General features: G+C 55.4%; 18 protein-coding genes. 7 read left to right on the forward strand and 11 right to left on the reverse strand.

The annotated features are described in order from the left end of the window. Nucleotides 1–57: 57 nt before the first annotated feature. Together QMO62_RS19560 and QMO62_RS19565 are read right to left on the reverse strand one after the other, a co-directional pair. On the reverse strand, nt 58–1,323 hold the full coding sequence (locus tag QMO62_RS19560) for a sensor histidine kinase (protein ID WP_284643484.1): 1,266 nt from the start codon (nt 1,321–1,323) through the stop codon (nt 58–60). Then, the gene (locus tag QMO62_RS19565) at nt 1,323–2,000 is read right to left on the reverse strand and encodes a response regulator transcription factor (RefSeq protein WP_284643486.1); all 678 of its coding nucleotides are present in this window, start codon (nt 1,998–2,000) and stop codon (nt 1,323–1,325) included. The genes QMO62_RS19560 and QMO62_RS19565 overlap by 1 nt, the downstream gene beginning before the upstream one ends. Nucleotides 2,001–2,166: 166 nt before the next feature. Between QMO62_RS19565 and QMO62_RS19570 the strand changes: the two genes are divergently transcribed. From QMO62_RS19570 to QMO62_RS19585, 4 genes are all read left to right on the forward strand, one after another. Beyond that, on the forward strand, nt 2,167–2,904 hold the full coding sequence (locus tag QMO62_RS19570; protein WP_284643488.1) for a polyphosphate polymerase domain-containing protein: 738 nt from the start codon (nt 2,167–2,169) through the stop codon (nt 2,902–2,904). Beyond that, nucleotides 2,897–3,580: a DUF4956 domain-containing protein gene (locus tag QMO62_RS19575; RefSeq protein ID WP_284643490.1), complete on the forward strand. Its 684-nt coding sequence runs from the start codon at nt 2,897–2,899 to the stop codon at nt 3,578–3,580. The genes QMO62_RS19570 and QMO62_RS19575 overlap by 8 nt, the downstream gene beginning before the upstream one ends. A gap of 21 nt (nt 3,581–3,601) precedes the next feature. Beyond that, nucleotides 3,602–5,539 carry a carbohydrate-binding domain-containing protein gene (locus QMO62_RS19580; protein WP_284643491.1) on the forward strand — a complete coding sequence of 646 codons (1,938 nt, stop codon included), beginning with the start codon at nt 3,602–3,604 and terminating at the stop codon, nt 5,537–5,539. A gap of 119 nt (nt 5,540–5,658) precedes the next feature. Next, on the forward strand, nt 5,659–6,207 hold the full coding sequence (locus QMO62_RS19585) for a GNAT family N-acetyltransferase (protein WP_284643493.1): 549 nt from the start codon (nt 5,659–5,661) through the stop codon (nt 6,205–6,207). Nucleotides 6,208–6,602: 395 nt separating this feature from the next. On the opposite strand, the gene QMO62_RS19590 is transcribed toward QMO62_RS19585, so the two are convergent. Together QMO62_RS19590 and QMO62_RS19595 are read right to left on the reverse strand one after the other, a co-directional pair. Further along, nucleotides 6,603–7,685 carry a DNA alkylation repair protein gene (locus QMO62_RS19590; protein WP_284643495.1) on the reverse strand — a complete coding sequence of 361 codons (1,083 nt, stop codon included), beginning with the start codon at nt 7,683–7,685 and terminating at the stop codon, nt 6,603–6,605. A gap of 8 nt (nt 7,686–7,693) precedes the next feature. Further along, nucleotides 7,694–8,335, reverse strand: coding sequence for a hypothetical protein (locus tag QMO62_RS19595; protein ID WP_284643497.1), 642 nt, complete (start codon nt 8,333–8,335; stop codon nt 7,694–7,696). Between the two features lie 96 nt (nt 8,336–8,431). On the opposite strand from QMO62_RS19595, the gene QMO62_RS19600 reads away from it, so the two are divergent. The 3 genes from QMO62_RS19600 (at nt 8,432) to sigJ (ending at nt 10,829) form a co-directional block, all read left to right on the forward strand. Continuing rightward, a complete protein-coding gene (locus QMO62_RS19600; RefSeq protein ID WP_284643499.1) occupies nt 8,432–9,382 on the forward strand; it encodes a helix-turn-helix transcriptional regulator in 951 nt (316 codons plus the stop codon). A gap of 74 nt (nt 9,383–9,456) precedes the next feature. Next, nucleotides 9,457–9,903 carry a carboxymuconolactone decarboxylase family protein gene (locus tag QMO62_RS19605; protein ID WP_284643501.1) on the forward strand — a complete coding sequence of 149 codons (447 nt, stop codon included), beginning with the start codon at nt 9,457–9,459 and terminating at the stop codon, nt 9,901–9,903. A 20-nt stretch (nt 9,904–9,923) separates the two neighbouring features. Continuing rightward, nucleotides 9,924–10,829, forward strand: coding sequence for an RNA polymerase sigma factor SigJ (sigJ, locus tag QMO62_RS19610; RefSeq protein WP_284643503.1), 906 nt, complete (start codon nt 9,924–9,926; stop codon nt 10,827–10,829). A 16-nt stretch (nt 10,830–10,845) separates the two neighbouring features. Here the strand turns inward: sigJ and QMO62_RS19615 are convergent, their stop codons facing one another. The 7 genes from QMO62_RS19615 to QMO62_RS19645 form a co-directional block, all read right to left on the reverse strand. Continuing rightward, on the reverse strand, nt 10,846–13,056 hold the full coding sequence (locus tag QMO62_RS19615; RefSeq protein ID WP_284643505.1) for a UvrD-helicase domain-containing protein: 2,211 nt from the start codon (nt 13,054–13,056) through the stop codon (nt 10,846–10,848). Between the two features lie 141 nt (nt 13,057–13,197). Then, a complete protein-coding gene (locus QMO62_RS19620) occupies nt 13,198–14,709 on the reverse strand; it encodes a right-handed parallel beta-helix repeat-containing protein (RefSeq protein WP_284643507.1) in 1,512 nt (503 codons plus the stop codon). A gap of 187 nt (nt 14,710–14,896) precedes the next feature. Further along, complete coding sequence (locus tag QMO62_RS19625; RefSeq protein WP_284643509.1) at nt 14,897–15,253, reverse strand: STAS domain-containing protein; 357 nt, start codon at nt 15,251–15,253, stop codon at nt 14,897–14,899. Between the two features lie 23 nt (nt 15,254–15,276). Further along, nucleotides 15,277–15,696, reverse strand: a complete 420-nt coding sequence (locus tag QMO62_RS19630) for an ATP-binding protein (protein WP_284643511.1) — start codon at nt 15,694–15,696, stop codon at nt 15,277–15,279. Next, nucleotides 15,689–17,329: an AfsR/SARP family transcriptional regulator gene (locus QMO62_RS19635; RefSeq protein WP_284643513.1), complete on the reverse strand. Its 1,641-nt coding sequence runs from the start codon at nt 17,327–17,329 to the stop codon at nt 15,689–15,691. Before QMO62_RS19635 ends, QMO62_RS19630 begins: the two co-directional genes overlap by 8 nt. 142 nt (nt 17,330–17,471) lie before the next feature. Continuing rightward, complete coding sequence (locus QMO62_RS19640; protein ID WP_284643515.1) at nt 17,472–19,118, reverse strand: PP2C family protein-serine/threonine phosphatase; 1,647 nt, start codon at nt 19,116–19,118, stop codon at nt 17,472–17,474. Beyond that, nucleotides 19,115–20,557, reverse strand: coding sequence for a PP2C family protein-serine/threonine phosphatase (locus QMO62_RS19645; protein ID WP_284643517.1), 1,443 nt, complete (start codon nt 20,555–20,557; stop codon nt 19,115–19,117). Before QMO62_RS19645 ends, QMO62_RS19640 begins: the two co-directional genes overlap by 4 nt. Between the last annotated feature and the right edge of the window lie 115 nt (nt 20,558–20,672).

A 20,672-nucleotide genomic window follows, 5' to 3' on the forward strand; every position in this document is an offset into this window, starting at 1 on the left:
CGGTGACTTGCATGAAAAAGACCGCATTACCCCCGAGGGATGCGGTCTTTTGAGCTATCATGCACTGAGCGGAAGCTCGACGATAAAAGTGGTTTGCTTCCCTGCGATGCTCTTCGCATAGATATTTCCCTTATGCTGCTCCACAATGGCCTTTGCAATGGCCAAGCCCAGACCGTAGCCGCCTTGGCTGCGGGAGCGGGAGGCGTCCGTGCGGTAGAAGCGGTCGAAGATTCTCTCCAAATTCGATTCCGAGATCCCTTCTCCCGTATTCGTGACGGTGAGCTGAATACTGTGGTGACGCTTTTTCAGCGCAATATCCACGGATCCGTTCGCATTCGTATACTTCACCGCATTATCCAGCAAAATCATGACCACCTGCTTAAACGGCTCTTGGCTGCCGCGCGCGATGAGTCCAGGCTCAATCTCGTAGGAAAGCTGGATCCGGCTTTCGAAAATGATTGCCTCCATCGTAAGCACCACCTGCTCCACTGCCTCGCTCACATCGAACGGTGAGAATAGGACCGCGGCTTCCGCCTGATCGATTTGGGCTAAGTAAAGCAAGTCGTTAGTCAGCTTGGACATCCGCTCGGACTCTGATTGAATGAACGTCAGCCATTTGGACTGATTGGCAATCGTATCGTCGGCATGGGCCAGCAGGACGTCGACATTCGTTTGGATCACGGCCAGAGGAGTCTTCAGCTCGTGGGAGGCATCGGCAATGAACTGCTTTTGCTTATCAAAGGCCTCCTGAACCGGTTCAATCGAACGATTGGCGAAATAACGGCTAATGAAGTAGATCAGGATCAGCATAATGGATGCAACCAGGAGAAACGCATATATTAAATTCGCCAGAAAGTCTTGCTGCGACGTAATATCGAGAAACGACAGGACATAGCGGTCGGACAGCTTCTGTACTTCAAACGCCCAATGGGTGTCCTCCAGCTTAAATTTGCCCTCCTGCTTGCCGCTGGCAAGGGCTTTCGCCGCCACAGCTCGATAGATCTGCTCCGCTAAGTCAAAGCGGGAAGCGACGCTCTGAACCGTTCCTTCCGAATCCGTAACCACGGAGAAGGAAACGGAACGTGCCATAGGCTGCTGATCATTCCCGCCCGGCTCCGATTTGGGGCCATGCCCCGGCTTGAACGGTCCCGAATTTCCCGCAGGCTTGCGCGCGAATTCTGCCTCCCGATGCAGATCCATCCCGATATCCCGGCTTACATTTTGATACATAATGACATAGATACAAGCGAACGCAATGAGCAGCATCACGGAGATGGTAGCCATATTCAGCAGCAGAAATTTATTGCGGAGCTTGCGAAACATCAGGCCTTCACCTCCAGCACATAACCCACTCCCCGAATCGTGCTGATGGCTACCTCCGATTGCAGGTGGGTCAGCTTTTTCCTCAAGAAGGAGATGTAAACCTCTACATTATTATGCTCCGCCTCGGAATCAAAGCCCCACAGCTTCTCGATAATGAGCTCCTTCGGCGTTACCGCCTGCTTCCTCAGCATCAGCAGCTGCAGCAGCTCGCTTTCCTTCAGGATCAGCTTGATTTCCTTCCCTCCGCAGGTAAGCTTCAGCGTCGATGGATTCAGCTCGATATCGCCGTAACGCAAGGAATTGTCGGCGATGACCTCTCCCTTACGCCTAAGCGCCGCACGGATACGTGCGAGCAATTCTTCCGTAACAAACGGCTTGGCAATATAATCGTCCGCTCCGTAATCCAGCCCCGACACCTTGTCCGAGGTCTCTCCCCTAGCTGTAAGCAGGATTACCGGTGTAGCTATGTTTTCCTTACGGATGGTCTGCAGGATCGTAAGTCCGCTCATGCCTGGAAGCATGATATCGAGCAGCAGCAAATCGTAAATGCCGCTTTGCGCATAATCCAAGCCGGTGGTGCCGTCATGCACGACATCGACGGAGTAATGATGCTTCCTAAGAATCTGAGCCAGCGCCTCCGCCAGATGCTCCTCATCCTCGACGATTAGTATTCGCATCGTTTTTCCTCTCTTTCGGCTTTCGGGCGATGCCCTTTGTAAGTAGTAGCAACAGTATACCATCCTGAACCTTAAAGAAACCTGAAATTCGTATTTAAGGTTCACTAAAGGTTCGCGTCCTAAGATAGGGTCATCGAAAGCGATGAGACAGAAAGGATGAGCGAGAATGGCCATTGAGGTGTTCAATCGATACGAGAATAAGTATCTGCTTGACGATGCCGGCTTTCGGACGATTCATGATCGCCTGCTTGAATATATGGAGCTCGATGAATACAACCGGAAGCATACGTTTTACTCCATCAGTAATATTTACTTTGATACGCAGGACCATGCCTTGATCCGGAATTCGCTGGCGAAGCCCAAATACAAGGAGAAGCTGCGGCTGCGGGCTTACGGTGTTCCGGCGCCGGGCGCCAAGGTATATCTGGAGCTGAAGAAGAAGGTGCATGGGCTGGTGAACAAAAGAAGAACGGCTCTTCGGACCCACGAGGCCTACGAGTTCGTCAGGTCGGGAGTCAAGCCGGAGCCGGCCAGCTACATGAATAAGCAGGTAGTAAGCGAGATTGAGTACTTCCTGCAGCGTTATACCTTGGAGCCGAAGGTGTATCTGGCTTATGACCGCATTGCGATGTTTTGCAAGGAAAGCCGGGATCTGCGCATCACGTTCGACCGGAACATCCGATCGAGACGGTACGACCTGCTGCTGGAGAGCGGCGATCACGGGGAACCGCTGCTGGAGGACAACCGCTGGCTTATGGAGGTCAAGGCGGAGAAGACGATCCCGGTGTGGCTCGCGCGGCTGCTGTCCGAGCACAGTATGTTTCGGACGAGCTTTTCCAAGTACGGCAACGAATTTATCAAGATGAGACAAGAGCAAATGAAAGGAGCACGCGCCTATGCTTGACGCTTTGTTTACCGCAGCAACGACAGATACGACCATGACATTGACCCATGCCCTGCTTACGATTATCGTTTCCTTCCTTCTGGGAGGGGTCATCAGCATGACATATATGAAAACGAGCAGGCAGGCCTACTCTCAAAACTTCGCATTGACGATGATTCTGATTCCTTCGATTATCGCCATTATCATACTGCTGATTGGAAACAACGTGGCGCGGGCCTTCAGCCTCGCCGGGGCGTTCTCGATCATTCGGTTCCGAAGCGCGCCTGGCGACCCTAAGGATATTGCCTATGTCCTGTTCACGATGGCTACCGGTCTTGCCTGCGGCGTCGGGATGTTCGGTTATGCGGTTCTCTTCACCTTCATTCTGTGCGGACTGATGCTCGTGCTTCACAAGCTTCAATTCGGGGCGAAGCGAAGCACACAGAAGCTGCTGAAAATTACGGTGCCGGAGGATTTGGGCTACGAGGAAGCTTTTCATGAGGTATTCGAGAAATATCAGGTCAGCCATGAGCTGAAAAAGGTCAAAACGACCGAGCTGGGCAGCTTGTTTGAGCTGGTTTATACGATTACGATGAACCCGGCCGTGAGCCAGAAGGATTTCATTGACGCCCTGCGATGCAGGAACGGAAATCTGAACATTACCTTATCCATGAGTCCGGAAGCATCGGACTACTAAACCGCAACGGAGGAAATCTCAATGAATAAGAAGCATATGAATGTGAAAAAAGTGATTATGCTAGCGCTGCTCTGCGCATCGGTACTGCCGGCCTGCCAGAGCCTGACGTCTACGGAAGCGGGTAGCTCCGCGGCTTCGGCACCTGTAGCCGCCGCTCAAACAGCTGCCGGTACGGATGCAGCTGCGCAAGCACCGGCGGTTGCGATCCCGGTAGCTTACAGTGAAGATGATGAGTACAGCGACTGGAAGACGGAGAATCCGACCTACCTGGAACTGAGTGCTGGCGGTGCCGCGATTAAGGGAAGCGGGGCTGAGATAAAGGACCGCACGGTTACGATTACTGCCGCAGGTACGTATGTACTGAGCGGTCAGTGGGAGCAGGGGCAGATCGTCGTAGATGCTCCGAAGGACGCGAAGGTGCGTCTGGTTTTGAACGGGATGGAGATTCACAGTAAGGAAAGCTCGGCGATTTACGTGAAGCAGGCGGACAAAGCGATCCTCACGCTTGAAGAAGGAACGAACAACGTGGTGACCGATGCCGCGGAGTATACGCTGACGGATGCTTCGACGGATGAGCCGAATGCGGCCATTTTCAGCAAAGGCGATCTTACGTTCAATGGTGCGGGTGCTCTGACCGTTCGAGGCAATTATAACAACGGCATCACCGGTAAAGACGATCTGAAGGTGCTCGGGGGGACTATCACGGTTTATGCCAAGGACGACGGTGTGATGGGCAAGGATATGGTGGCGGTCAAGGAGGGACGACTGACGATCGAAGCCGGGGGAGACGGCATCAAGGCAACCAATGATGCGGATGCCTCCAAGGGTCTCGTGCAAGTCGATGCCGGAACCGTAACGGTTACTGCAGGGAACGACGGCATCCAAGCGGTGACGACGGTGCAGGTAAACGGCGGAACGTTGACGATTACTTCCGGCGGCGGCAGCGCGAAAGCGCCGGTGAAGGTGGAGCAGCCGCCCGGCGGCATGAGAGGCGGCCCGGGTCAAGGGGCGGCCCCGGCAGCTCCGGCAGCAACAGCTGCTAGTGCTGCTGTGAAGGAAAGCGCCAAGGGGATCAAGGCGGGCACAGGTGTGATGATTGCCAAGGGCAGCATACGTATCGACTCCGCCGATGATGCCGTCCACAGCAATAACAGTGTAACGATTGCGGGGGGAGAGCTGTCCATTACCTCCGGCGATGACGGTATTCATGCGGATTCGTCTCTCCAGATTAATGGAGGAATTGTTCAGATTGCCAAGAGCTATGAAGGCATCGAGGGCTCGAATATTACGATATCCGGCGGGGAAGTGAAGGTGACCTCCAGTGATGACGGCGTCAATGTCTCCGGAGGGGCCGATGGCTCTGCGGTCAACGGACGTCCCGGTCAGAACAGCTTCAGCTCGTCCGGCGGCGGCAAGCTCACGATCACAGGCGGAACGTTACATGTTAACTCCACCGGCGACGGACTCGATTCCAACGGCTCCATTGCGATGTCAGGCGGCACGGTCTTCGTAAGCGGGCCGACGGCGAACAATAACGGTGCGCTCGACTACGACGGAACGTTCGAATTCACAGGCGGTCAGCTGGTGGCTGCGGGAAGCGCAGGCATGGCGCAGGCGCCGTCGGATTCCTCGTCCCAGAACTCGCTGTTGATGACGTATTCCCAGACGCAAAAAGCGGGGACGCTCGTTGAGCTGAAGGATCGGAGCGGGAAGACGCTGGCCACCTTCGCCCCCGATAAGGACTTCCAAACGGTTGTGATCGGTTCGCCGGAGCTGAAGAAGGATGCTGCTTATGCGCTCTATACCGCGGGAGCTAAGACAGTGGAATTCACCGCGGCAAGTGCGACCACTTGGTTGAATGAGTCCGGAGTGACCGCTGCCAGAAGCGCAGGTCCCGGTGGCCCTGGCAGCGCCGGTCCCGGCGGGAATCGAGGTCCGCGGGAGATGAGACTGCCATAGGAAGAAGTGAAGAGACACGGGGTCCCAGTGTTAGGGACTCTGTGTCTTTTTTTGCTTGCCAATGGGTGGAATTGGAAATATAATAGCCATCAATATTGTAGTGGAGGAGGCGATGACCGATGCTTCGACTTATGAAACCGTCAGTGGATTACCGAACGCAGTATCTGGATTTCTATGAGGATTGGATTCGGAGCGGCGAGGACATTGTACCTTGGGTGGTGGAGAAGGAACCGTATGATTTTGGCGCGTACATAGACTTCCTGTATGCCGAAGATAGCGAGGAGAAGCTGAGCACCCCCGGCTGGGTGCCTCACTCGACGTACTGGCTATGGAATGAGGAGGATGTTCTTGTCGGTGCGGTGAATATCCGTCATCGGCTCAATCCGAAGCTGCTGAACTCCGGCGGACATATCGGTTACGGGATCCGACCGTCCTATCGACGGAGGGGCTATGCCGATTTCCTGCTGGGGGAAAGCCTGAAGCTCCTGAAGTCGATGGGAGGCGACAAGGCGCTGCTCGTCTGCGATGACGACAATATCGGGTCGGAGAAGACGATCGTGAAGCACGGCGGCGTCTTCGAATCTGTATTTCGGGAAGACGATGGGAATGTGGTGAAGCGGTTTTGGATCGACTTAGGGAAGTCGCCTGCCGTTGGTGAAACGAAATAATCGCACATGTGCGATTACAACCACCCGAGGTGAGCGGTAATGGGCCGGCAGTGGCAGAAATGCAATTGCATTCGCCAACTGTCTGGCCGAAGAGCGAATCCGGCTGAAATAATGGCACAAATGCCATTGCAGCCACCCGAGGTGAGAGGTAACGGGCCGGCAGTGGCAGAAATGCGATTGCATTCGCCAACTGGCAGGATCGAGATCGCATCCGGCTGAAATAATGGCACAAATGCCATTACAACCACCGGAAGTGAGCGGTAACGGGCCGGCAGTGGCAAAAATGCAATTGCATTCGCCAACTGGCAGGCCCGAGAGCGCATCTTGCTGAAATAGTGACACAAATGCGATAACAGCCACCCGAGGTGAGAGGTAACGGGCCGGCAGGTGCTTGGTTACAGCTCCAAATGCACCGTGCTCTCTGCCAGTTTCCGGCCGTTCACAATAATCGAAAACCGATGCGCGCCCGAATAATGAACGCGCGTAGTGATAGGGACGAACGCGTGCTTCGTTTCCACAGCTGTAAGTCCCGGAGGATACGTGCGCTCGGACAGCTTGAACAGCTTGCGAGAGGTTCGTCCGCTCGCTTTGACAAAGTCGATGCCATACTCGATGCGCAGCTTGACGGGCTCCCCGCTCGTGTTCAGCACGCTGAACGTCAGCTTCACGGCTTCGCCGAGCTTCACCTGTCCGGGAGCCAGCGCAAACCCCTCCACAGACACGGCCTCCGGGGCAGTAAATCCGAAGAAGGATAACGCCACGGGATGACATTGCTTCAGCAAGGTTCTGCAGCCATGACGGACAACCCAGTCCGTATCGGCATTCGTCCCGAACCACCGCCGCGCGGTCTCCAGAATAAGGTCGGGATGATCCTTCGAGATATCGTTCAGACAGTTGCCGACGCTGCGACGGACGTATTCGGAACCATCTGCCTTGAGCTTCTCAAGCACCTCCAGAACCGGACGGGGATCCCGCTTGAAAGCAGGCAGCGCCATGGCCCAAGGCAGGCGGGGGCGACTGCCCTCGCTGGCCAGCCTTCTTACGTGGTGATTGTCATCCTCAGCCCATTCGTGCAAATAACGGAGCGTCAGCTCCGGATAACTCATAAGGAAGGGGCGGATGGCAAACTCCGAACTGGAGAATGGGGTCAGACGGGCAAGCGCCGGGATGGAAAGCTCAGGCTCGTCTAGGCCGCCTATCTCGACGATGTCGGGGAATACCATATAAGCTAGACCGCCAAAATGAGCGGCCACACGGCAAACAATGTCCACCGTCTCGTCCCAGGCTTCCGGCATATCGTTCAGCAGCGTTAGGCTAATGTGGCGCATGCGCTCTTTGAATGCGAGCCGCTCCCAGCGGCTGTCACGGACGATTGCCAAAAATTCCGCTGGGTTGAAAGCGGGATAAGCCTCCCGGAATCGAAAGGCCACTTCCTCGAAGAATCGGTCATTGTATACGTCTTTTATCAACTCGGCCATCGTCGCAGTTACTCCCACTCCACAGGGCTGGCCCAATGCATCCTCAGGGAGGCTTCATCCAGCAGCTCCATACATTGCTGCATGCAGGGGGCATCCTTGATTTCTAAGAACATCGCATCCGCTGCTTCCCGGTTTTGATAAAAGATCGCCTCCAGCCATTCTCCAGTCTCCTGCTCGATATAGACCTCTCTTCGGATGAACGCGGGCATAACCTGCATCTTTTCCGACATGTCCCTAACTGCTCGCCCGTATCGCTCCCCGTTAGCCCCTGGCTTAAGACGATACATCAACAGCTCCACGCAGCCCGCAGAGGTGCCGGCGGCATTCCGTGAGGTCGGTACACTCAGCGCCTCCTGCCGCACATAGTGACGCATCGTAACAGTGGTTTCTTCCAAGCTATCGATCAGTGCCTTCGCCGCCGGATCCTTCATAAAATCTGCAGCCGCCGCTTCCGCTGACAGCAAGTCGGCCCACTGTACCAAGTCGAACCAAAGCTGATGATCGGTATCATGGGCGAGCACTCTGCTTCTGAACCCGGGATAACGCTCCAGTGCCCTTTGGGATTGTCGGATGCCTGAAAGGAACGCTTCTCGACTAACGCCTGACTTCAAATGGGCGGATACAAGCTCAATAATAAGGTGTTGCTTCATGTGGATTGATCCTCCTTTGGAATTGACTTCCTTGTCAGCATACGAAATAATAGTGACAACTAATGGCACATTTGCACGGCGGGAGGACAAGTATCCATGCACAAAGCCCAGAGGCTCATTCAGCTCATTATGCTCGTGAACGAACGCAAGAGGTTTACGGTCCAAGAGCTGGCCGATGAGTGCGGCGTTTCGCGTCGGACGATGCTCCGGGATTTGATGGAGCTAAGCGAGCTGGGGGTCCCGCTCTATTCCGAGGTAGGTGTCGGAGGCGGCTATCGTGTGCTGCGCGAGAAGGTGCTTCCTCCCATCAGCTTTACTGAGCATGAGGCGACGGCTTTGTTTTTTGCCTGCCAATCGCTTAAGAACTACAAGGTTCTTCCCTTTGAGAATGAAGTAGGTACGGCGCTGCAGAAATTTTTTCATTACCTGTCGAGCGACTTGAAGCGAAAGATCGAACGCATGCAGCAGCGGCTTGTTTTCTGGGTGCCCCCGCATGAGCTGGAGGTACGGTTTCTGGAGGAGCTGCTGGAGGCTGCGCTGGATCAGCGTGTCGTCACGATTGTCTATGAAGCGGCCTCGCGCCGGGAACGGATGATTCAGCCGCTGGGGCTGTATACTATGAACGGGCTGTGGTATTGTCAGGCTTACTGCTTTCTGGCCGGGGATTATCGGGTGTTTCGCGTGGACCGGGTCAAGCACTTTTCGGAGGAAGCGGACCAGAGCCTGCGCCTTGATACAAGCGAGGAACGGCTGGAGTCATGGATCATGAGGATGGAGGAAAGCGATGCGGTAGAGCTGGAGGTGGAGCTAACGGCCGAAGGGGTCAGGCGCTGCCAGTCGGATCTATGGCTGTATGGAACGATCGAGCGGAGGGAGGACGGCTCGGGAACCATTCGTACGAGAATGAGCGCATCGTATATCCCATGGGCCGTCCATTATTTTCTCGGCTTCGGGATGGAGGCGAATGTCCGACGTCCGCAGGCCGTTCGGGACGAGATCCGCAGCAAGCTAAGAAGTCTTCAGGAGCAGTATGATCTGGAGGCCTAATCTTTTTTTCACAAATTCGCACCCTGCGTTGTCTTAAGTAGTGTAAAGACCAAAACACGTAGGAGGAGATCCATATGAAAACAAGAATGAATTACCGTGAGGCCAATCCTGCCGTATTCGACATGATGCTGCAGCTGGAAACGACCGTGCAGAGCCTGGGGATCGACAAGACGCTTTACAAGCTTATCAAAATTCGGGCGTCCCAGTTGAACGGCTGCGCGTTCTGCATTGATATGCACGCCAAGGAGCTGCATTCGGCGGGGGAGCAGCTGGAGCGGATTTTGCTGTTAACCGCATGGCGCGAGGTACCGATCTATAGTGATAAGGAAAGGGCGGCGCTCGAGCTGACGGAGTATTTGACCCGGCTGTCCGAATCGGGCTTCCCGGAAGAAGTGTACGAACGCGTAAGAGCGCAATTCAGCGAGGCGGAGATCGCGGCGCTTATCATGGCGGTGAACGTGATCAACGGCTGGAACCGGCTTGGTGTGGCTACCGGTATGTATCCGGGGTGCTTTTTATAGAATGAATCGGGAGGTAGGGAATGATGAATGTCGGAGGAGCCAAGGAGGTGTCTGCGGCTAGTGTGGGGCAGCTGTTTACCGAATATCGGCCTTTGCTGTTCTCCATCGCTTATCGGATGCTCGGAACGGTCGCCGATGCCGAGGATATTGTACAGGAGACATTCGCAGCGATGCAGGCTGCCCAGCTTGAGCGAATTAGCAACATCAAGTCCTACCTTTGCAAAATGGTCATGAACCGCTGCCTGAACGAATGCAAATCAGCCCGCCGGCGCAGAGAGGAATATGCCGGACCGTGGCTCCCCGAGCCGCTGATCGCGGAGCAGGACCTGCCCGCCGCAGCGGCGGAGAATAACGAAGCCTTATCGTATGCGTTTCTGGTTATGCTGGACCGTCTGTCTCCTTTGGAGCGGGCGGTCTTCGTACTGCGGACGGCATACGAATATGATTATGCGGACATCGGGGAGATGGTCGGGCGGACAGAGGTGTATACCCGCAAGCTATTTAGCAACGCCAGGAAAAAGCTGCAGCCGGAAGCGGCGGTGCGGGGAGAAGAGCACGTACCCGCCTCCCGAAGACAGAGGCTGGAGAGATTCGTCGCAGCCTTTCAGCGAAGGGATGTGGAGGGCCTGATGCGCATGCTGAACGAAGACGCCGTGCTCGTCTCGGACGGAGGCGGCAAGGTACGTTCTGCCATGAAGCCGATCTATAGCCGCGGCCGCGTCACCACCCTGCTGGAGGTCATAGCTCGAGGGAATCTTGCCGGGGCTGAGGCGCAGATTAGGCAGGTTAACGGCAGGGAGGAGCTCCTCTTCTACAAGGAGGGTCGGCTCAAGTCGGTCTTTTGTTTTGCTTGGGGAGAGAAGATTGACACCATCTACGCCGTGTTTAACCCGGAAAAGCTGAACGAGGCACAGCCCGAATCGTAGCGGGCGGTGCCTCGTTCTACATATGCTTGCTTCCCTTGACCATCGTACCCTTACAGAGAGGGCAGGTCTTCGAAGCCAGCTTCTCTTCCTCAAGGGGGATGATTCTCTGCCACGCGTGACACGAGCCGCTTGAGCATACCCAGGCAAAGACTGGCTCCCGCCGTCCGGCAGGAGTTGCAGCCGCAGGGACTGCAGCAGCCTTCGGCTCCGGCTTAGGGTAGGCGGCCAGCAGGAAGCGGGACGTCTGCGCTTTCTTGCCGCGGAAGTAATCCGGAGAGCTGATCGTCAGCTCCTCCTTCGCCCGGGTGATCGCGACGTAAGCGAGACGCCGTTCCTCCTCCAGCGCCGACGCCGGCTCCATAGCAGAGCTGTGAGGCAGATTGCCCTCCACGGCTCCGATCAAATAAACGATCGGAAACTCAAGTCCCTTCGACTTATGAATGGTCATGAGCGATACCTTCGCGTCTTCTTGGCTGGCATTCCCGACACGCATCTCCTCTCGCTTCTCCGCCATCTCCTTTACGAAGGCGAGAAACTGCTCTATCGTCCGGAAGCGCTGCGCTGAAGCCTCCAGCTCATCCAACGCTTCCCTGAGCATTTCCTTATGCTGCGTAAGGGAGCTTCGCTTGTTCGTTTCCAGGAACTGATCATAGAAGTCCCTTCGCATCAAGCGGATGGCTTCTACGGGCTGCATGTCTTGAAGCGTACGAATCAGCTTCAGGCGCTCCTTCAGCTTATCCTGCTGGAAGTCCTTCCGGTTCGGCAGCTCCAGCAGGTGGATCATGGGCCACTTTTTCGGCTTGCCGGCGGCCTCCCGATCGTAGATCAGCTTCATCCCCTGCTCACGTCCGATATACAGCGTAGGCAGCACGCTCTCCATGGCTTCGAAGCTCCGGTGATCCAAAACGAGCCGAAGGTGATCGACAAGGGGTCTTACCATCCACTGGTCATAGAACGACTGCCGGTCCCCGTAATCGACGAAAGGGACGCCACGGGAAATCAGCTGCTCGAGGATCGCCCGGTTGCTGCTCTCGGTGCGGTACAGGATGGCGATATCGTTATAGCTTTTTCCTGGAGCACCCGCACCCGCTTTGTCCATGAGGTCATTCACCAGCCACTCGGCTTCCACATCGCTGTTCACCGGGCGGACATAACGCGGTTCGAGCCTGCTTTCCCTTGTAGCCTGTAATGTCTTCGGTCTCCGGTGGAAGTTATGGCGGATCACCTCATTGCCGAGCCCGACAATGGAGGCGGTAGAGCGGTAATTGATATCCAGCACGACAGAAGCCGCCTGGGGGTACAGCCGATCGAACTCCAGGATGAACTCGTGCCGGGCGCCGGCAAAGGAGTAGATCGTCTGGTCGTCATCCCCTACAACCATTAAGTTGGTATGTTCCGCCGCCAGCAGCTGGACCAGCTCATACTGCACCTTGGTCGTATCCTGGAATTCGTCGACGCATACGTAGTGAAACCGCCGCTGCAGCGTGCGGAGCAAAGAAGGCTGCTCCTTCAGCTCGCGATAGGCCAGCAAGAGTACGTCGTCGAAGTCGATTTTGTGATGCTCGGCCTTCCACTGTTCGTACCGGAGCAGCAGAGCCTTCACGTCCTTCTCCTCGGCGGTCTTCTCCGGCAGCTCCGTGAGTTCGAGCATCTGCATTTTGTATGAGGACAGCAGGGAGAGCAGCGCCTCGGGCTGATAGGCGTCCTGGAGTCCCATCTCCAGCATGAAGCGTTTCAGCTGAATGTGCTGATGACGCGTATCGTGCCAAATGTCTTGAGTGTAACCGCGGGAACGCAGAATCCGCAGGCAAAATGCGTGAAAGGTTTTGATTTCCACCTGAGCTGCGACGGAAGCGGACAAACCGGGCATGCGGGCAAGCCGTTCCCTCATTTCCTCGGCGGCTTTCTTGGAGAAGGTGACCAGCAGGAGCTGACGAGGGGGCACACGGTGCACGGTTATCAGATAAGCTGCACGGCATACCAGAGCGGTCGTCTTCCCGGTACCGGCGCCGGCCAAGGTCAGCAAAGGTCCCTGTCCATGGCGGACGGCCTGAATTTGGGGAGCGTTCAAGAGAATGCCATGCTGCTCCAGCGTGCGAAAAAAGGAAGCATCCCCCTCTCGATCGGCTACCAATTCCTTGCTGGTACGCAGCTCGGCAAGGGAAGCCTTAGGGAGGACACGGGGCTCAGCCCCGCAGGGATGACGGTCGATGGGACAAAGAGTCATAGTGCGAATCACCTGAATGTATGAAATAGTGGCAGACGAAGCTGCGCGACTACTTATTGTAGCACAGGATGATCCCGAGCGGACAAATGGAAAAAGAAGGGACGCATTGCAGGCTCAGCCGGCTGCATCCCTTCATTCCCATTATTGCACTACCGACACATCGTCGAACACGACGACGCCTTGGTTCCATAAGCCGATTTTACCTGCGCTGTGGGCACTGTCCGTCACCGAGAGAAGCTCCGTGCCGCCAAGATACACCTTAAGGCTGGTTCCGCTGGCAACGACCCTCAACGTATACCAAGTATTCGCATTGTAGGTTACCGCGGTGGACGCCAAGACAGTGTTCGTTCCGGCAACCTTTTTCTGCAAATACAGCTTCCCGTCATACAGGTACGTCCAATAGTAGTTGTTATTGTCCGTCACCCGGAAAGCAAGCCCGGCCCGGGTTGTACTGGAGGCAGCCTTCAGCTTCAAGCTGTAATCGTAATTCGTCCAGGACGTGCTGCCATTCGTCGCCAAGTAAGTCGAAGCCGTACTGCTGCTCTGTTTGGCTGCCTTGGTGCCGTCTGTCACAATGCTCCATGTGCCGTTGCCCGTGGCGTTCGTCCAGCCTCCGGCCGGGAACGAGCTGTACGATTCGAAGGAATCGCTGAGAAGCGAGGTCGAGCTGCAGCCGGTGTAGGTTGTTACCGCCCCGAGGTACATGTTGCCGGACGGGCTGCGAGTATTGCTGCAAGCTTTGGCGGAGCCCGCTTTGACATTGACTACATAACCGGTGCCGGAATCCATGTAGACCGTATTTTTATAAAAATCGTTGTTAAAGCCCCAGCCGGGCTGCCGTTCGTTGGTTTGGAAGGCATCGTTAATATTGGCGTTGTTGTTGCGGTAGCCGATATTATTGCGGATGATGTTGTCGTTGCCCTTCACGTCCATGAAGCTGTCGGCCGAATTCGCGCCGGAGATGCCCGTTCCGTTGAAAGTATTGCCCTCCACCAGCGTGCCCGTAGACCCTTCCTTGATATCGATCGATTCCGCGGCCACGTTCGGTCCGATCGTATTGTTCCGAATGACGTTATAGTCGGTTTCCTTCACATAAGTGGACCATTTGCCATAATCGGAGCCGACATAGACGCCCTCGCCGTAATCCGGGGTCAGCACGCCGCAGTCGCGTATGGTAGAGCCTTGGATCGTATTATAGGAGCTGCCGTCGCGGAAATGCACGCCTTCCTCTCCAATATTGTACACCTCAACGTTGTCGATGAGACCGTTGTTGGCGTTATCCCACATAATTCCCTTCTTTCCGTTTGTAAGTTTCAGATCTTTAAGCTGGACATAGTTGCCCGTGTTGTGAAAAACATACCCTGAGCTTGTCGTCCCTCCGTTCAGAATGGCCCGATTGCTGCTATCAGCGCTTGTGATGACGATGGGTGCGCCGGAGCTGCCGTCCTTGTTCAGGACGAAGTTCCCCGAGTAGGTTCCTGCCGCCAGTATGATCGTGTCCCCAGCTAGCGCGGTGCTCAGAGCGCTGGAGAGGCAGGAAGCGGTGCTGCAGTTAATGGTCCTTGCTGCCGAAGCCTCCTTCGGCGCGGGGAGGAAGCTTCCCGCGATCACGAGCGACATGCCGATAAGCAATGAAGCCCTTGCTTTGTTCATTAACAAACCACCTTTCGAAGAGTTGTTAGAAATCGCTTACATTCCATAATATAACATCAGGCTGAAAATTGTTGTAGGCGGGTTATTTTTAGGTGGCCTTCGGGGACCTGCAGAAAACACAAGGACAAAGGGGAGAAAGGAACGCGGATCGCTGTGGTATCTACGTTCCTGAGGATTGCGGCTGCTCTCATTCCTCCTCGATTCTAGCTAGTATCGAATACTCGTCTGGATAGATCATCATATACTCGGTAAGTCCAACCATACGAAAGAGCTTCTGATAGTGAGGGGTTACCCCGAATGCGAACGTCTCGAAGCCTGCTTTACGCCCAGCCCGTACAATCCGAATGAGCAGGGCTATTCCGGAGCTGTTGATATAAACGGTCTCTGTAAAATTGATGACGAGAAAACGACGCCCGGACTCGAGTCCTTCCTCCCAGCGCGGCTGCAGCAGCAGCTCCTCCGCCTGCTTGGTGAGATCGCCGTGCAGGTCTAAAGCGATTGCCTTCTCCAGCTTGCGATAAAGGACCTGAAATGAAGATTCCATTGGGGATGCTCCTCCTTTCTTCATTAGGTTGCGAAATGCAGCTCGATGCAAAAGGGGGCCTGGCCCATCCCCACTCGTACTTCGTCGGCGAGCTGAGTCATAAGCAGCATGCCCCATCCACGGGGATTTGCCTCCCCGTATGGATCGCGTCGGGTCAGCTTATCGGGAGTGAAGCCGGTACCTTGGTCGCAAATACGGAATACAACCGATTGCTCCCGTACCAGCATTTCCGTGCTTACCGTGAGTAAAGGGTTCATAGCGTTGCCATGCTCCATGGCATTCAGACAAGCCTCGGATACGGCCGTCAGCATATCATGAAGCCGGGCTGCCGCACCCGGAATACAGGAAAGCTCAGCTTGGATTTGGCTCATAATGTTTTTTTCCCAGCCATATCGGCTGGGAATGGTCCAGCTTCTCTCCAGGCGGCCGATTCCGTCATTCATAGTGGCGCTCCTTTCCTTTGTCCGTCGTCCGTTGCAGCAGACGTCTGGTCTCTACTGAAGGGGTCATCCCCAGCTCATCCGAGAGAACCGCCTCCAGCCTGCGGTAGCAAGCCTCCGCCTCAGCGGGTCGCCCCTGTTTTAGGTGCAGTCTGATGATTTGCTGGTATGCTTCCTCCTGAGCGGGAGCCAGTGAGATCCATTCGGTCCAATAATGCTTGGCCTTCTCTTCGTCTCCGGCGGCAATAGACGCAGCGGCCAGCTTGCTTAGAACGCCGCATTGGAGCTCCTGCAGCTGAGTACGGCACCGTTCGAGCCAATCGGAATAGGGAAGCTCGGGGAGGAGGGGGCCGTACAACAGACTGGCTTTACCGAGCAGCTCCAGGGCTAGATCCGGATCATCGGATCCAAGCTGATGGGCCACCCTCACCTGAATCCGGTACGTTTCCACATCGACCTCCCCGATCAACTGCGGATCGAGATAGAGGGTACCATCGATCATATAGAGACCCCTGTCCGCATGAAGCGATTCCTGAAGCACCTGACGCAGCCGATGAGCGGCCACGTGCAGCTGATTGATTGCTTTGCCGGGCTCCGCATCAGGGAAAAGCACGTCGGCCACAACCTCCCTTACCGCACTGTAGCCGGGCTGCAGCAGCAAATACGCGAATAGCTCCAGCGCTTTCCTTCGCTTCCAATGGATATGGGTGATTTCGGCACCTTGGCTAGTGCAGGCAAGCCCGCCAAAACAGCGGATGCTCCAGCCGCCGGGAAGCATCGGGGAAGAAGCCTCCTGCGAGAGTGGGGCTGCTGAGCTCCTCTCGTCAAGAGGATGCAGATCCTCATAAGGCAGCTGCTGTCTTAACAGCAGGACTCTAGAAGCCGGTGAGACTGCCTCCGATTCCTTTCCTTGGGTCATCAGCTGTTTGTACTGAATCAACGCGTGGTAGTACTGTACCTCTACATCCTCGGACACGGGGTTTGCACTGGTACCCGATGCCTGAAGGGTAAGCAAGTCCCAATGGCGCTTGCTGAGTTCAGCAGGGAGCACTGTGATGCCGGCAGAGCTGTCGATAAGCATCCGGATGCACTCCGCAGCTCCGGCTTGCCGGGCGTGGAGAAGCAGAGCTTCCTTAACCATCGGATGCTTCAGCAGCAGCTTGGGACGGAGTGAAGCTTCCGCTAGGGTATATATGGCAAGGCTGCACAGGTCCGCTTCTCGGAATAACGAAGCCGCGCATTCGTAACGATCCGCCTCCAGCCCAAGATCCTTTCGGGAGCGGGCCAGCACAGCCAAGGCTAAAGGAATACGGCCATCCTTGATTTCCATTTCCTTGAGTTCCCACTCCCGATCCAAGAACGCAAGCATCGTTTCTGCTTCATGCCATTGCCCCAGCTGGGTACGGACGATGGCCAGCGTAGCGAAGGCGGACAGAAAGCGGTCAGATAAGCCTTGCCTGACATAGCCCTTCACGGAAGACTGAAGAGCATCTGCAGCCAAGGAAAGCTTGCCCTCCAGCCAGCGCTTCTCCCCGTACACTTGAAGCAGAAGGGGGGACATCTTCAATTCGCAAAGGGGAAGGAGGTCTACGTATTCGCTTGCCGTCGTGAAGTGGCCCAGGGCAGCAGCTTCCATGCGCCATGCAGCCTCACGAAATAACCCCGAATGGATCAGCTCAAGTACCGATTCGATGATGCTCCCCCCTTCACGTTGTAATCAAATCGGTTATGCAAAGTATAGCTTTCTGCGCCTTACATATTTCTTACAAACCGGTCCCTTATCCCGTGTCGGGCATCTTCCGTACGATCAGGACCACAGTCCAGTCGTCCTCATGGGCCCCGGACCTTGGATGCATCAGCGAGTTGGTCAGAGTATTCAGCTGTTCCTGCGGCTTGCCATGGGCAAGCCGGCTGAGAATGGACTCAAAGCCCTCAAAGCCAAGCATCTCGCCTTGGTCATTCATTGCCTCAATGACCCCATCTGTATAAAGCACCAGCCGACTGCCGGGTAGAAGGTCAATGGTCCGGTGGCCATATACCATCTCCTCATCAATGCCGATGGGAAGGGAAGAACAGTCTATTTGCTGAAAGCTGCCGTTATGCAGAAGATACGGTGCCATATGACCTGCACTGGCATACTCCAGTCGGCCTGTACTGCAATCAATAACAGCGATGCCGAGCGTGACGAACATTTCGCCTTGGAGTGTTTCCGTCATGATACGGTTTAATCTCGTCATCATTTCCCCTGCCGAGCCTCCATTTCGAACCTCTGCCCGAAACAGCACCATAACGGCTGACATGACCAAGGCTGCCGACAGCCCCTTTCCCGAAACGTCCCCATTGATTACGGCGACCCGATGTTCATCGATGGGGACGATATCGTAGAGGTCACCGCCTACCTCCTGGCTTTGGCGGCAGCAGGCACTGATCTCTATATCGCCTGCAGTGTAACAGGCAGGAGGCATCAGCTTTCGTTGTACAACCGAAGCGAGCTGAAGCTCCTGCTGCAATTTGTTGTAATCCGCCCTCATGCGGGTACGGAACCCATTGACAGCAGTGGCGAGCAGCCCCAGCTCATCCTCGGCCAAGACGGGCAGCCTTTGCGCGGCCCCCCTGCTTTCGGAGCTTGTTAGAGCTGCTTTAAAGGAACCGATAATAGTGCGAAGCTCCCTGCGGAACGACAATGCATGCATACAGAAGAGGGTGCCCCCCATAACGCAATAATAGGCAGCAATAGTCCCGATGTCCTGCAGTAACAGCTCCTTCCCGCGAAGGTTCTTGGTATGTACGTAATTAAGCATGCTGAACAGCATGATGAAGAAGCAGATCCCGAAGGTTATCAAGAAGGGATGCAGGAAGCTTCGTGACCTCCGATGCCGTATCAACTCAGCCGAAGCGGGAGAGGCCTGCTGAAGCATAATAATATAAGGCTGCAGGCTGCTGCGTGAAAAAGTATATAGCAGCATGGCCAGTGTAGCGGCCAGTGTCATTTCCTTCAGCAAGGACTCCAGCAATTGCAAGAGTTTCTTAGAAGATATGGAGAACGGGGATTGTCCCTCATAGAGCAAGCTGGCCAAATCATACAGAAGGGAGAAAACGAGTGACAAGCCGAGCATCCCCCACAAGAGCTCCGCGGGAAATCGATACATGCGCCGGAGAGCGGTCGCTGCTCGTTCCTCCTTATGAGGCGCTTCCCAGTAGGAAACTGCCTTGCGAAGGCGAATCCAGGTAAGGAAGGTCAGCAGAAGTAGCATTAGTGCATCCCCGATCAGAATGGCCTTCAGGTTGAACTTCAACAATTTGTCCAGAGAGCTGCCATTAATCAGCATATTATAAATCCAAGTAAGGGTGATCGTTCCGATCGCCAGTGCAGCCGGATAACAAAGGGTTAAGCGCAGCAGCAGCTGTACACCTGTACGGTTCATGCCGTATCCCCCTTCCAGATGACCGTGATGGCGGAGGGCTGTATTTCGTCATCATGGTTCACTCCCGCGGTGAAAAGAAGCTTCTCCCCAGGGAACAGGGGAAGCGCATGTTCCGTGTATAAGACATCAGCTGTCGTGCCCAATAGCGGCGGCGTCTTTTCTGTGTGGAGGCGCAGATGTCCTCCGCTATCAGAGCAAGTGAGACGGCCGGCACTGGCTATCATGACTTGACCGCGGTGGGGGTCGAACCACCCGACAGTCATGGATACCCGCATCCCTTCCTGGAGCGTATCCCACAGCGCACGGTTAAGGGAGGTCACTAATCCCGAGGCGGACGCAGCCTGCTTCACCTCCAGCCGGAACAGCATAAGAACAGCAGACATGATCACTGCGGCAGGCAAGCCCTGCACCCCCGTGACGCATCCGGTCATGATGAGGAAGCGGCCATCCGGGAGAGGGGACACATCGAGCATCTCGCCATGCACGTCGGAGCTTTGCCGAGGAATGCATTGGATAAGGCAGGGGCCGAATTGGTGTTCCTCCGGGGGGAGCAGCCTTAGCTGTGTCTGCTTGGCAAGCTCAAGCTGCTTTTCGAGCTGTTCATGCTCCTTGCGAGAACGCTGCTGCATCTCTTGAAAGGCCGCCGCCAGCTCCCCTGTTTCATAGGGAGAAGCTACAGGAACCTGCGCGTAGTAATCGGAACGGTTATAGCCTGGCAGCAAGAGAATACGGCTTGCCAGCTCCAGTAAATTCCGGCGGAGTCGGTACAGCAGCCATGCAATAAGCAACGTACTGAGCAGAAAACCGAAGCAGGTGGCGAACAGGAGTCTTTCCTCCGTAGGCGCTTTATTCAGTCCCAAGTCATTCAAGATCAGCCAGAAGAGGGCAAAGATAGTGATCAGCGTGAAGCTGCCGGAGGCAAGAAGGAGCGGACGTATATGGCTGGCAGCGGATGGCCACAGAGAATGGAGCTCCATTTCCTTTATTACAAGAGGCCGCAGCCATCTTTCGGCGCAAGCGTACATGAGCAGGCCGAGAGCCAGGCTTATGGATAGCTCCAGAAGGAGGTGCTGCGCTGCAGCATAGCCGTCCATGCGTTGCTCGGAAACGGCGAACCCCCGGGTGGCATAGTAAGCAGCCGAGCAGACTCCGCAGGCGATAACAACCCAGAAAAGTCGCATGGGAAAGCGGACCAGCCGCTGAAGCCGCACACCGTTAACGGCAGTCCTGCCGATAGGCTTTTCAAGTGTCGCAGAACCAAGCTGATAATAGGTGAACGTGGAAAGGACCATCGCTCCGGCCAGGCAGAACAGGATCAGCCCTACCACGCCGGTATTCATATACGGCATGCCGGAGCTCTCCTCCATCAGGTTATAGCTATAGAAGATAAAGAAGCAGAGCACGCCGGCTGCACCGTACATGTAAAAAAACCTGCGCATTAGCTGCGAAAGGGTGTAGGTCATCAGCACTATTCCTATCTGTAGGGGGGATGTCAGTACTCCCACTTATTTTATAACGGGCAGTGCTGATTATCTACAGCAAAGTGTCACATCG

Origin of the sequence: Paenibacillus silviterrae (genome assembly GCF_030167925.1) — a bacterium.
Taxonomy (GTDB): Bacteria; Bacillota; Bacilli; order Paenibacillales; family NBRC-103111; genus Paenibacillus_G; species Paenibacillus_G silviterrae.